General features: G+C 73.9%; 11 protein-coding genes. 9 read left to right on the top strand and 2 right to left on the bottom strand.

What is annotated here, in order from left to right:
* Window positions 1–233 precede the first annotated feature (233 nt).
* The 5 genes from ACFW6P_RS10005 to ACFW6P_RS09985 all read left to right on the top strand — a co-directional run bounded on the left by ACFW6P_RS10005 (window position 234) and on the right by ACFW6P_RS09985 (window position 5,821).
* Window positions 234–911 carry a hypothetical protein gene (locus tag ACFW6P_RS10005; protein ID WP_386423364.1) on the top strand — a complete coding sequence of 226 codons (678 nt, stop codon included), beginning with the start codon at window positions 234–236 and terminating at the stop codon, window positions 909–911.
* A 172-nt stretch (window positions 912–1,083) separates the two neighbouring features.
* Window positions 1,084–1,926 (top strand): nitrilase-related carbon-nitrogen hydrolase, encoded by an 843-nt coding sequence (locus tag ACFW6P_RS10000; protein WP_386354721.1) that lies wholly within the window; start codon window positions 1,084–1,086, stop codon window positions 1,924–1,926.
* On the top strand, window positions 1,923–3,209 hold the full coding sequence (locus tag ACFW6P_RS09995) for an aspartate aminotransferase family protein (protein ID WP_386354724.1): 1,287 nt from the start codon (window positions 1,923–1,925) through the stop codon (window positions 3,207–3,209). Before ACFW6P_RS10000 ends, ACFW6P_RS09995 begins: the two co-directional genes overlap by 4 nt.
* Before the next feature lie 177 nt (window positions 3,210–3,386).
* The gene (gene hydA / locus ACFW6P_RS09990; protein ID WP_386354726.1) at window positions 3,387–4,790 is read left to right on the top strand and encodes a dihydropyrimidinase; all 1,404 of its coding nucleotides are present in this window, start codon (window positions 3,387–3,389) and stop codon (window positions 4,788–4,790) included.
* Between the two features lie 11 nt (window positions 4,791–4,801).
* Complete coding sequence (locus ACFW6P_RS09985) at window positions 4,802–5,821, top strand: TIGR03842 family LLM class F420-dependent oxidoreductase (protein WP_386354729.1); 1,020 nt, start codon at window positions 4,802–4,804, stop codon at window positions 5,819–5,821.
* Between the two features lie 21 nt (window positions 5,822–5,842).
* Here the strand turns inward: ACFW6P_RS09985 and ACFW6P_RS09980 are convergent, their stop codons facing one another.
* Window positions 5,843–6,505, bottom strand: a complete 663-nt coding sequence (locus tag ACFW6P_RS09980) for a hypothetical protein (RefSeq protein ID WP_386354732.1) — start codon at window positions 6,503–6,505, stop codon at window positions 5,843–5,845.
* Window positions 6,506–6,779: 274 nt separating this feature from the next.
* Between ACFW6P_RS09980 and ACFW6P_RS09975 the strand changes: the two genes are divergently transcribed.
* The 4 genes from ACFW6P_RS09975 (at window position 6,780) to ACFW6P_RS09960 (ending at window position 11,655) form a co-directional block, all read left to right on the top strand.
* Window positions 6,780–8,606 (top strand): gamma-glutamyltransferase family protein, encoded by a 1,827-nt coding sequence (locus ACFW6P_RS09975; RefSeq protein ID WP_386423362.1) that lies wholly within the window; start codon window positions 6,780–6,782, stop codon window positions 8,604–8,606.
* An 89-nt stretch (window positions 8,607–8,695) separates the two neighbouring features.
* Window positions 8,696–9,541: an inositol monophosphatase family protein gene (locus ACFW6P_RS09970; protein ID WP_386423360.1), complete on the top strand. Its 846-nt coding sequence runs from the start codon at window positions 8,696–8,698 to the stop codon at window positions 9,539–9,541.
* Between the two features lie 198 nt (window positions 9,542–9,739).
* Window positions 9,740–11,149 carry a phytoene desaturase family protein gene (locus ACFW6P_RS09965; protein WP_386354740.1) on the top strand — a complete coding sequence of 470 codons (1,410 nt, stop codon included), beginning with the start codon at window positions 9,740–9,742 and terminating at the stop codon, window positions 11,147–11,149.
* Window positions 11,146–11,655, top strand: a complete 510-nt coding sequence (locus tag ACFW6P_RS09960) for an O-acetyl-ADP-ribose deacetylase (protein ID WP_386354743.1) — start codon at window positions 11,146–11,148, stop codon at window positions 11,653–11,655. The genes ACFW6P_RS09965 and ACFW6P_RS09960 overlap by 4 nt, the downstream gene beginning before the upstream one ends.
* A 16-nt stretch (window positions 11,656–11,671) precedes the next feature.
* Here ACFW6P_RS09960 and ACFW6P_RS09955 read toward each other — a convergent pair whose 3' ends face one another.
* Window positions 11,672–12,505 (bottom strand): class II glutamine amidotransferase, encoded by an 834-nt coding sequence (locus tag ACFW6P_RS09955; protein WP_386354746.1) that lies wholly within the window; start codon window positions 12,503–12,505, stop codon window positions 11,672–11,674.
* Window positions 12,506–12,965 lie beyond the last annotated feature (460 nt).

Genomic DNA, 12,965 nt, shown 5'->3' with positions numbered 1-12,965 from the left:
CGGCCACGCCGACGCCCTGGACTCCAGCCGTTCGTCCCGCTCCGGCCCCGGCCCCAGCCCCGGCCGAGCCGCACGCCGCGCCCACCCCCGAACAGGCCCCCCGAAGTACCCCCACCCCCGAACAGGCTCCCCGAAGCCGAAGGACCCCTACCCCCACCCCCTCCAGCGCCAAGCTGCGCAAGCGCCGCCGTGGAGGGGCGCGTTTCGCCGGGGCGGTCGAAGAGCAGGAGGCCGTGCCCGTCGAGGTGCCGCCAGCGGCCGTGCCCGCGCTGCCGTCCCCGGCCCCCACCACCGGCCGCACCCCGCGCGGTGCCCGCTTCGCCGGTGCCGCCGAGGACGCGGCGGGGGAGGGGACCGCCCCGGCGGCCGAGACCGTCGGTGCTCCGGACCGGGCCGAGGTCGCACGGACCGTGGAGGCGCTCGCTCGGCTGCGGGGCGAGGGCCGCGGCGGAGAGGCGCACGTCCTGCTGGCGGAGGCCGCGTCCTGGGAGCCCGCCCGTCTCCCCCTGCTCGCGGAGGAGCTCGGGCGCGCCGGACTGGACGCGGACTGGCAGACGCTGCTCTGGGAGGCAGCCTCGCTGCCCACGGCCCGGCTGGTCGCCGCCGCCGACGCGCTGGTCGCGGCCGGGCGCGCCGGTGACGGGCGGCAGATGCTGCGGCAGGGCGTGGCCCGGCCCCCGGGCGAGGTCGGCCGGGCCGTGCTCGGGCTGGTCGCCGAGGCGCGGGAGCGCGAGGTGCGCGTGCTGCTCGACGCCTACGTCCGGGCCCGCGCCCCCGAGGAGGCCGCCCGCAGCGTCGAACCCGACCCGCAGCGCCTCGTACCGCTGCTCCTTCAGGCCGCGCGGGCCGTTTCGGACGAACTCCGCCGGGATCTCGTGCACGCCCTGCGCGTCGCCGGACACGCAGCCTGACCGGCCCCTGCGCGGCGCCCCGGCGACTCACCCACAGGAGTGCCTGTGGCGTCCGGCCCCGCGGGTTGGCGACGATGGTCTTGGCAAGCCCGGGCGGGAGGCTTACGTTCGTGGCTCCACGTCCCGCTTCTACGGGCGTAGAGGCGCTGACGTCGCGTCGAAGGAGCAGCTCATGGCCAACGTCGTACGTGCCGCTCTGGTCCAGGCCACCTGGACCGGCGACACCGAGTCCATGGTGGCGAAACACGAGGAGCACGCCCGCGAGGCGGCCCGCCGGGGCGCGAGGATCATCGGTTTCCAGGAGGTCTTCAACAGCCCCTATTTCTGCCAGGTCCAGGAGCCCGAGCACTACCGCTGGGCCGAGCCCGTGCCCGACGGCCCGACCGTGCGCCGGATGCGGGCCCTGGCCCGCGAGACGGGCATGGTGATCGTCGTGCCGCTCTTCGAGATCGAGCAGTCCGGCTTCTACTACAACACCGCCGCCGTCATCGACGCCGACGGCAGCTACCTCGGCAAGTACCGCAAGCACCACATCCCGCAGGTCAAGGGCTTCTGGGAGAAGTACTACTTCAAGCCCGGCAATCTCGGCTGGCCCGTCTTCGACACGTCCGTCGGCCGGGTCGGGGTGTACATCTGCTACGACCGGCACTTCCCGGAGGGCTGGCGGCAGCTCGGCCTGGCCGGCGCCCAGCTGGTCTACAACCCCTCCGCCACGCACCGGGGACTGTCCTCCCACCTGTGGCGGCTGGAGCAGCCGGCGGCGGCCGTCGCCAACGAGTACTACGTCGCCGCGATCAACCGCGTGGGCCAGGAGGAGTACGGGGACAACGACTTCTACGGGACGTCGTACTTCGTGGACCCCCGCGGCCAGTTCGTCGGCGACGTCGCCAGCGACAGCAAGGAGGAACTGCTGGTCCGGGACCTCGACTTCGACCTCATCGAAGAGGTGCGGCGGCAGTGGGCCTTCTACCGCGACCGCCGGCCCGACGCCTACGAAGGGCTGGTGCGGCCGTGACCGGCGACCTGCTGGGCCGCCACCGGGCCGTGCTCCCGGACTGGCTCGCCCTCTTCTACGAGGAGCCGATCGAGATCACCCACGGCGAGGGCCGGCACGTCTGGGACGCGCAGGGCAACCGGTACCTGGACTTCTTCGGCGGCATCCTCACCACCATGACCGCCCACGCGCTGCCCGTGGTCACCAAGGCGGTGAGCGAGCAGGCAGGGCGGATCATCCACTCCTCGACCCTCTACCTCAACCGGCCGATGGTCGAACTGGCGGAGCGCATCGCGCAGTTGAGCGGCATCCCGGACGCCCGGGTGTTCTTCACGACCTCCGGCACCGAGGCCAACGACACCGCCCTGCTGCTGGCCACGACGTACCGGCGCAGCAACACGATCCTGGCGATGCGCAACAGCTACCACGGCCGCTCCTTCAGCGCCGTCGGCATCACCGGCAACAAGGGCTGGTCCCCGACCTCGCTGTCCCCGCTGCAGACGCTGTACGTCCACGGCGGCGTACGCACCCGCGGGCCCTACGCGGCCCTCGGCGACGGTGCGTTCGTCGACGCCTGCGTCGACGACCTCAAGGACCTGCTGGGCCACACCCGCCCGCCGGCCGCCCTGATCGCCGAGCCCATCCAGGGCGTCGGCGGCTTCACCTCCCCGCCCGACGGGCTGTACGCCGCCTTCCGCGACGTGCTGCGGGAGCGCGGCATCCTGTGGATCTCCGACGAGGTGCAGACCGGCTGGGGCCGCACCGGCGAGCACTTCTGGGGCTGGCAGGCACACGGGCAGAACGGGCCGCCGGACATCATGACCTTCGCCAAGGGCATCGGCAACGGCATGTCCGTCGGCGGGGTCGTCGCCCGCGCCGAGATCATGAACTGCCTGGACGCCAACAGCATCTCCACCTTCGGCGGCACCCAGATCACCATGGCGGCGGGCCTCGCCAACCTGACCTACCTGCTGGAACACGACCTGCAGGGCAACGCCCGGCGCGTCGGCGGTCTGCTCATCGAGCGGCTGCGGTCCGCCGCCGCCCGGGCCCCGGCCGTCCGGGAGGTGCGCGGGCGCGGGCTGATGATCGGCATCGAGATCACCCGGCCCGGCACCGACGAGGCCGACCCCGAGACGGCGGCGGCCGTCCAGGAGGCGGCCCGCGCGGGCGGTCTGCTGATCGGCAAGGGCGGCGGCCACAACACCAGTTCACTGCGCGTCGCCCCGCCGCTGTCCCTCAGCGTCGCGGAGGCCGAGGAGGGCGCCGCGATCCTGGAGGAGGCCCTGCGGAGCGTCCGGTAGCGGCGTCCTCAGTGCCCTCAGCGTCTTCAGCGCCTTCCACCCGGACCGGGCGGAAGGCGCACGGGCCACCGACCGCACCCCGGAACGCCCTCGAGGGAAGCGGCCCCGGGGGCACGGGGAACAGCGCGACCAGCCGCACACCGCCCGCACCGACCCACAGCGAGGAGCGACCACGACATGAGCAGCCGTACCGTCGTCCGCGGTGGCCTCGTCATCACCGCCTCCGACGAACTGCACGCCGACATCCTGATCGAGGACGGCCGCATCGCCGCCCTCGCCGCCACCGGAACACCCGCCGCAGGCAGCTTCACGGCGGACCGCACGATCGACGCCACCGGGAAGTACGTGATCCCCGGCGGCGTCGACGCCCACACCCACATGGAGCTGCCCTTCGGCGGCACCTTCGCCTCCGACACCTTCGAGACCGGCACCCGCGCCGCCGCCTGGGGCGGCACGACGACGATCATCGACTTCGCCGTGCAGAGCGTCGGGCACAGCCTGCGCGAGGGCCTCGACACCTGGCACGCCAAGGCCGACGGCAAGTGCGCCGTCGACTACGGCTTCCACATGATCGTCTCCGACGTCGACGAGCACACGCTCAAGGAGATGGACCACCTGGTGGAGGAGGGCATCACCTCCTTCAAGCAGTTCATGGCCTACCCGGGCGTCTTCTACAGCGACGACGGCCAGATCCTGCGCGCCATGCAGCGCTCCGCCGGCAACGGCGGGCTGATCATGATGCACGCCGAGAACGGCATCGCGATCGACGTCCTGGTCGAACAGGCCCTGGCCCGCGGCGAGACCGACCCGCGCCACCACGGCGAGGTCCGCAAGGCCCTGCTGGAGGCCGAGGCCACCCACCGCGCCATCAGGCTGGCCCAGGTCGCCGGGGCGCCCCTGTACGTCGTGCACGTCTCGGCGATGGAGGCGGTCGCCGAGCTGGCCCGGGCCCGCGACGAAGGGCTGCCCGTCTTCGGCGAGACCTGCCCGCAGTACCTGTTCCTGTCCACCGACAACCTCGCCGAACCGGACTTCGAGGGCGCCAAGTACGTGTGCAGCACCCCGCTGCGGCCCCGCGAGCACCAGGCCAAACTCTGGCAGGGGCTGCGCACCAACGACCTCCAGGTCGTCTCCACCGACCACTGCCCCTTCTGCTTCGTCGGGCAGAAGGACCTCGGCCGCGGCGACTTCTCCAAGATCCCCAACGGTCTGCCGGGCGTGGAGAACCGTATGGACCTCCTGCACCAGGCCGTCCTCGACGGGCACATCTCCCGCCGCCGCTGGATCGAGATCGCCTGCGCCACCCCGGCGCGGATGTTCGGCCTCTACCCGAAGAAGGGCACGATCGCGCCGGGCGCCGACGCCGACGTCGTGATCTACGACCCGCGCGCCGAGCAGGTCCTCTCGGCCGGGACCCACCACATGAACGTCGACTACTCGGCGTACGAGGGAAGGCGCGTCACCGGCCGGGTCGAGACGGTGCTCTCGCGCGGCGTGCCCGTGATCACCGAGCGGGAGTACACCGGGCACGCCGGACACGGCGTCTTCACCCCGCGTTCCACCTGTCAGTACCTCAACTAGGAGCGGTGCGGATGGACTTCGGACTCGTCCTGCAGACCGACCCGCCGGCCTCGCGGGTGATCAGCCTGATGAAGCGGGCGGAACGCAACGGTTTCTCCCATGGCTGGACCTTCGACTCCGCCGTGCTGTGGCAGGAGCCGTTCGTGATCTACAGCCAGATCCTGGCCCACACCACCACCCTGAAGGTCGGGACGATGGTGACCAACCCGGGTACCCGCACCTGGGAGGTCACCGCCTCCGCCTTCGCCACCCTCAACGACATGTTCGGCAACCGCACCGTCTGCGGCATCGGCCGCGGCGACTCCGCGATGCGCGTCGCCGGACGCAAGCCCAACACGCTGGCCCGGATCAGCGAGGCCATGCGGGTCATCCGGGCCCTCGCCGGCGGTCGGGAGGCCGATCTCGGCGGCACCGTCGTGCGGTTCCCGTGGATCGGACCGGACGCCGAACTGCCCGTGTGGATGGCGGCGTACGGCCCCAGGGCGCTGAGGATGGCCGGCGAGGAGGCGGACGGTTTCATCCTCCAGCTGGCCGACCTGTACCTCACCGAGTACATGGTCAAGGCCGTGAAGGACGCGGCCGTCGCCGCCGGGCGCGACCCCTCGCAGGTGACGGTCTGCGTGGCCGCCCCGGCCTACGTCACCGAGGACGACTCGCCCGCGGCGCTCGCCCACGCCCGTGAGCAGTGCCGCTGGTTCGGCGGCATGGTCGGCAACCACGTGGCCGACCTGGTGTCCAGGTACGGTGAGCACTCGGCCGCCGTCCCCGACGAACTCACCGACTACGTCAAGGCGCGCCAGGGCTACGACTACTCCCACCACGGCCGCGCCGGCAACCCGGACACCGCGTTCGTGCCCGACGAGATCGTCGACCGGTTCTGCCTGATCGGCCCGGTCGAGCGGCACATCGAGAAGCTGAACGCGCTGCGCGCGCTCGGCGTGGACCAGTTCGCCGTCTACGACATGCACGACGCGCAGGAGGCCGTGATCGACGCCTACGGGTCCCGGGTGATCCCGGCCGTCAACGGCTGACCCGCTCCGGGGGCCGGGCGGTCAGTCCCGGCCGGCCTCCAGTGCCGCCACCGCTTCCTTCGCGGCCTTGATGGCGCCCTTGTTGACGGTGTCCGTGTCGGGGGCCTTCTTCGACTCGAAGTCGCTGCCGTTGTACGTGACGACGACCAGCGTGTTCGAGGCGCGGACGATCACCATGCCCTCGCGGGTCTGCTGCTTGTCCTCGGTGGTGAGGTTCACGACCGAGTAGGCGCTGTCGCCCAGACCGGGCACGTCCCCGCCGCCGCTCTCCTCCTCCACGCGCCTCTCGTACGACGTCCCGGCCGCCTCGTCCGAGGCCATCACCTCGTAGGACACGTCGAGCCAGCGGTAGTCGTACCCCTTGAGCGCGTTCCACGAGCAGGTGCGGCGCACCTGCTCGTCCGTGGACGGGATCTCCTTGCCGGCCGTCTTCGCACCCGGCACCAGCGACTCGATCGTCTTCCCGGCGACGCTCTCGCAGGGGGCGGGCGCGGCCTTGTACGTCTTGGACACCGCCGCCGTCGACGGGGCGGACGCCGACTGCGTCTCGGTCTTCTCCTGCGCCGGCTTGTGCTCGGCGGCCTGCTGCGCGGCGAGCGGACCGGACGACAGGGCCCAGCCCGCCACGGCGAGCACGGCCACCGGGGACAGGCGGGCGGTCAGAGCCAGGGATAGGGAACGCACGGCGCCCTTCAGATGGGGGACGGACGGTGCGGAACGGGTCCGCACGGCGGACGGGACGACAGTTTCACACGACTCCCGGTGGGGCGGAAGGGCGAACTCGCTCCGTGCCCGCGCGGTGACGGTGCCTCACCGACGACGGCCGTGGTTTCGGCTGGTTGGGCGGTGCGTGGGCGCTTTGCGCCCGTCCGGGCCGGGCACCCCCGGAGGTTTTGCCGTGACCGTGACAGGGGCAGGGGGACCCGTGGCGTACGACGACGAGAGGTGACAGACCGCGATGTTCACGTCCCGCCCCACCCTCCAGGGCACCTTCGGCATGGTGTCGTCCACCCACTGGCTCGCCGCACAGTCGGCGATGGCGGTCCTGGAGGACGGCGGCAACGCCTGTGACGCGGCCGTCGCGGGCGCCTTCGTGCTGCACGTCGTCGAGCCGCACCTCAACGGCCCCGCCGGAGAGGTGCCGATCCTCCTCGCGCCGGCCGACGGCCCGGTGCGGGTGCTGTGCGGCCAGGGCGTCGCCCCGGCCGGGGCGAGCGTCGCGCACTACCGCGGTCTCGGCCTGGACCTCGTCCCCGGCACCGGCCCGCTCGCCGCCGCCGTGCCCGGTGCCTTCGACGCCTGGATGCTGCTGCTGCGCGACCACGGCACCAAGTCCCTCGACGACGTCCTGAAGTACGCCGTGGGCTACGCCGAGCACGGCCACGCCCCCGTGGAGCGCGTCGGCGAGACCGTCGAGACCGTGCGGGAACTGTTCGAGACGGAGTGGACCTCGTCCGCCGAGGTCTACCTGCCGGGTGGGAAGGCCCCCCGCCCCGGCGAGCTCTTCCGCAACCCCGCGCTCGCGGCCACCTGGAAGCGGCTGCTCGCCGAGACCGCCGGGTCCGGCGACCGGGAGGCGCGGATCGAGGCCGCCCGGCGGGTGTGGCGCACCGGATTCATCGCCGAGGCCCTCGTCCGGCAGGCCGCACGCCCCACCCTGGACACCAGCGGCACCCACCACACCGGCACCCTCACGGCCGACGACCTCGCCGCCTGGTCCGCGACCTGGGAGACGCCGGTCACGTACGACTGGAACGGCTGGACCGTCTGCAAACCGGGCTCCTGGAGCCAGGGCCCGGTCCTGCTGCAGCAGCTCGCCCTGCTCCCGCCCGAGCTGCCCCCGTACGGCTCGGCCGACTACGTCCACCTCCTGGTCGAGAACTGCAAGCTCGCCATGGCCGACCGGGAGGCCTGGTACGGCGACGCCGCCGCCGTGCCCCTCGACGACCTGCTGTCCGACGCGTACAACGCCGCCCGCCGCGCCCTCGTCGGCGAGCGGGCGGATTACGGCCTGCGCCCCGGCAGCCCCGGCGGGCGCACCCCGCGCCTGTCCGCGCACGCGCACGCGGCGGCCGACGCCCTGGAACGCCTCCACGCCCCGGGCGCGGGCGAACCGACCGTCGCAAAGCCGCCGACGTCCCCCGTGCCCGGCGAGCCGGAGATCCTCCCCGACGGCACCACCCGGGGCGACACCTGCCACCTCGACGTCGTCGACCGCTGGGGCACCATGGTCTCGGCCACACCCAGCGGCGGCTGGCTCCAGTCCAACCCGGTCGTGCCCGAACTCGGCTTCCCGCTCGGCACCCGGCTGCAGATGACATGGCTGGAGGAGGGCCTGCCCAGCTCCCTCACCCCCGGCCGGCGTCCCCGCAGCACCCTGTCCCCGTCGATCGCGCTGCGCGGGGGCGTGCCCGTCCTGGCGTTCGGCACGCCCGGAGGGGACCAGCAGGACCAGTGGCAGCTGCACTTCCTCCTGGCGGTCGCGCTGCGCGGCCCGGTGCGCGGCGGCCTCGACCTCCAGGGCGCGATCGACGCCCCGAACTGGCACAACGACAGCTTCCCGGGCTCCTTCTTCCCGCGCGGCATGCGCCCGGGGAGCATCACCGTGGAGGCCCGCACGGACCCGGAGGTCGTCGCCGGGCTGCGGCGGCGTGGCCACGACGTGACCGTCGGCGCCGCCTGGTCCGAGGGCCGCCTGTGCGCGGTCGCCCGCGACCCCGGGACCGGCGTGCTGTCGGCGGCGGCCAACCCGCGCGGCATGCAGGGCTACGCGGTCGGCCGCTGACCGGCCCCCGAGGCGGCTGTTCACCGCGCCGCCGCCCGCGATGCACCCGGCGGGTGGGGCCTGTCAGTGGCGCGTGTTGTCATGGAGGGGTGATCGACAGCAACGAAACCATCGAAGAGTTTCTCGACCGGCGCGCCCGCGACGTGGAAGAGGCGGTCCGCAAGGCGGCCGCCGCCGAGATCATGCCGCGCTGGCGCCGGCTCGCCACGCACGAGATCGACCAGAAGAGCGGACCGCACGACCTGGTGACCGACGCCGACCGCAGGGCCGAGCTGTTCCTGGCAGAGGCCCTGGTCGCCCTGCTGCCCGGTTCGGTCGTCGTCGGCGAGGAGGCCGTCCACGCCGACCCGGCGTCGTACGAGGCGATACGCGGCGACGCCCCCGTCTGGATCGTCGACCCGGTCGACGGCACCCGGCAGTTCGTGCGCGGCGAGGACGGGTTCTGCACCCTGGTCGCCCTCGCCCTCGGCGGCACCGTGCTCGCGTCCTGGACCTACGCGCCCGTCCACGACCTGCTCGCCACCGCCCGGCGCGGCAGGGGCGCCCACCTCGACGGGGAGCGGCTGTCCGCCGGTGTGCCCGAGCCCGGCCGGGACCTCCGCGTGGCCACCTCCCACCCCGACTACACGACGGACGAGCAGAAGCACGCCCTGCTCGGCCTGCGCACACCGGGCGTGGCACCGCGCCCGTGCGGCTCGGCCGGACTGGAGTACCTCGCCATCGCCCGGGGCGAGTCCGACGCCACCGGTTTCAGCTGGGAGGCGGCCTGGGACCACGCGGCCGGTCTGCTCCTGGTCGAGGAGGCGGGCGGTGCCCATCTGACCCGCACGGGCGAGCCGTTCCGCATCACGGGCGACAACGCCCTGCCGTTCACGGCGGCCCGCGACGCGGCCACCGCCCGCCGGGTGGCGGCGCTGCTGGCGGGCGGGGCGTGACCCCGCGGAGGGCGGAGCCCCGCCCCGGCGGGCGCGGCCGCACCCGGTCGGCCACCCGGCGCGCGTGCCCGGTGGCCGGCACCCCCGGCCGGCCGCTCCCCGCCACGGCCGTCCCCCGCCGCCGGTGACGGCCCGCCCCCGGGCATATCCTGACCATCAGTGGCCGTCGGCTGACGAAGGGGTCCCAAGGTGCCGTCGATGCTCGATGCCGTCGTGGTGGGTGCGGGGCCGAACGGACTGACCGCGGCCGTGGAACTGGCCCGCCGCGGCTTCTCCGTCGCCGTCTTCGAGGCCCAGGGCACCGTGGGCGGCGGGTCCCGCACGGAGGAGCTCACCCTGCCCGGCTTCCGGCACGACCCGTGCGCCGCGGCCCATCCGCTCGCCGTCAACTCCCCGGCGTTCCGCGCCCTGCCCCTGCAGCGGTACGGCCTGGAGTGGCTGCACGCGGACCTGCCGATGGCGCACCCCTTCCCGGACGGCACGGCCGCCGTGCTCTCCCGGTCGGTCGGCGAGACGGCCGCCTCCTTCGGGCCGCGCGACGCGGGCGCGTACCGCAGGCTGGTCGAGCCCTTCCTGCACAAGTGGGACGTGCTCGCCCGGGACTTCATGTCCCTGCCGCTCACCGCGCTGCCCCGCGACCCGGTCACCCTCGCCCGCTTCGGCCTCGCCGGCCTGCCGCCCTCGACCTGGCTGATGCGCCGCTTCCGCGACGAACCGGCCAGGGCGCTGTTCTCCGGGCTCGTCGCCCACGTCATGGCACCGCTCGGCGGGTTCGCCACCGGCGCCGTCGGCCTGGTCTTCGCCCTGGCGGCGCACGCCCGCGGCTGGCCCGTCGCCCGCGGCGGCTCCCAGGCGATCTCCGACGCCCTCACCGCCCATCTGCGCGACCTCGGCGGCAGCGTCCACACGGACTTCGAGGTCAAGCGCCTCGACGACCTGCCGCCGGCCCGGGCGTACGTCTTCGACACCTCGCCCACGGCCCTGGCCCGGATCGCGGGCTTCGGCGACCACTACGCCGGCTACCGCTACGGGCCGGGCGTGTTCAAGATCGACTACGCGCTCGACGGACCGGTGCCCTGGACCGCGAGGGAGGCCCGTGCCGCCGGCACCGTGCAGGTCGGAGCCGACCGGGCGGAGATCGGCGCGGCCCTGAACGCCGCCTCCCGGCAGGGCCGGGCCCCCGACCGGCCGTTCCTCATCACGGTACAGCCGAGCGTCGTCGACCCGACCCGGGCCCCGCGGGGCAAGCACGTCTTCTGGGCGTACGGGCACGTGCCGAACGGCTGGACGGGGGACCTGACCGACGCCGTCGAACGTCAGCTGGAGCGGTTCGCCCCGGGGTTCCGCGACCGCGTCCTGGCCCGCGCCACGGCCGGACCGCCCGAACTCGCCGCCCGCAACGCCAACTACGTCGGCGGCGACATCGCCTCCGGAGCGGTCTCCGGGCTCCAGCTCCTGCTGCGCCCGAAGATCACGCTGTTCCCGTACCACACACCCCACCCGGCCGTGTTCATCTGCTCGTCGGCGACCCCGCCGGGCCCCGGTGTGCACGGCATGTCCGGGCACAACGCGGCGAAGGCCGTATGGAAGCGGCTGAGGCAGACGTGACCACGATCGGGGCGGTCCAGGGCGACATCACGCGCGAGAGCGTCGACGTGATCGTCAACGCCGCCAACTCCTCGCTGCCGGGCGGCGGAGGGGTCGACGGGGCGATCCACCGGCGCGGCGGCCCCGCGATCCTCGACGCCTGCCGCGAGCCGAGCGCCTCCCAGTACGGCAGGGGCCTGCCCACCGGCCGTGCGGTCGCCACCACCGCCGGCGACCTGGTCGCCCGCTGGGTCGTCCACACGGTCGGCCCCGTGTACAGCGCCACCGAGGACCGCTCGGACCTGCTCGCCTCCTGCTACCGCGAGTCCCTGCGCGTCGCCGACGAACTCGGCCCCCGCACCGTCGCCTTCCCCGCGATCTCCACCGGCGTCTACCGCCGGCCGATGGACGACGGCGCCCGCATCGCGGTGGAGACCGTACGGGCGGCGGACACGGCGGTCGGGAAGGTCAGGTTCGTGCTCCTCGACCGCCGGGCGTACGAGGTCTTCGCCGGGCGCATCGGCTGAGGCACCCGGGGTGGGCTCAGACGGGCTCGGGCTCGAAGTGCTGCAGCACGTCCCGGCCGGGCTGGACGACGCCGTAACTATTCTCCGGCACGGCGTTCCACACGCCGGGGAGTTCGCCCAGCGGCTCGGACACGATCAGCCGGGTCTCGTCGGAGATGTGCTGCAGGAACGCGACGTCGGGGTGGAGGGCCCGGACGTCCTCGACCCGGCTGCTGTAGTACAGCGTCCGCGGCTCCCCGCCGCTGGAGTACCGGAAGAACCACACCCGTTCGCCGTCGGTCACCGCGATCGTCATCTGCAGCGGGGCCGGCTCGCCGTGCTCCTGCCCGAGCCGCTCGACGAGCCCCGCCATCCGGGCCACCGCGCCCGGCGGGTCGCCGTCCAGGCCGAACGTCAGGGCCACGTGGAACATCACCTCGGAGTCCGTCGTGCCCTCCAGCGAGGAGAACAGGGCCGGGTCCACGGCCATCATGAGGTCCCGGCGCAGGGCGGCGTAGCCGCTGATCGACCCGTTGTGCATCCACATCCAGTGCCCGTGGCGGAAGGGGTGGCAGTTGGTCTGCTGCACGGCCGTGCCGGTCGAGGCGCGCACATGCGCGAAGAACAGCGGTGAGCGGACGTGGTCGGCGATCTCGCGGAGGTTGCGGTTGCTCCACGCCGGACCCGTGTCGCGGACGACGGCCGGGGTGCGCAGGTGCCAGGCGTACCAGCCGACGCCGAAGCCGTCGCCGTTGGTGGTCTCCACCCCCATCCGCGCGTGCAGGCTCTGGTCGATCAGCGAGTGCTTCGGGCGGTAGAGGATGTCGTCGAGCAGGACGGGGGTGCCCGAGTAGGCGAGCCAGCGGCACATGATCGGTTCCCCTGTTCCGAGCCGCCTCGGCCGATGCCGTGCGGCTCCGTGAGCGATGGCGGTCTCCCACACGCCGCCGGGAGGACGACGCGTACGCCCCCAGCGAACCCCCGCCGCGCGGGCGACCGCATCGCCCGCCACGGGTGGTCACCCGCGGTGGCCCGTCCCCGGCCCGGTCCCCGTGCGCGGCGCGCCGGGCGCCTGCCGGGGCCTCCCGCCCGGCGGCCCACTCGCTGCCGTGCCCGGGCCTCTGCCCCACCGGTCTGCCCGCGGGCCCGGGCCTCCCGCCTGCCCGCCCGCCTGCACAGCGGCCTGCCCGGGTCTCCAGCCCACCGGCCGGACGACTGGCCCGCCCACCGGTCCGCCCGGGTCTCCGGCCCCACCGGTCCGCCCGGGCCTCCGGTCCGCCTACCGGCCCACCCCCACCGCCCCGTCAGGGCCCATGGGCGGGGGGACCGGT

Source organism: Streptomyces sp. NPDC058741 (assembly GCF_042746715.1).
GTDB lineage: Bacteria > Actinomycetota > Actinomycetes > Streptomycetales > Streptomycetaceae > Streptomyces.
Note: the sequence above shows the minus strand (reverse complement) of the source record. Positions and strands in the feature narration are given on the sequence as shown.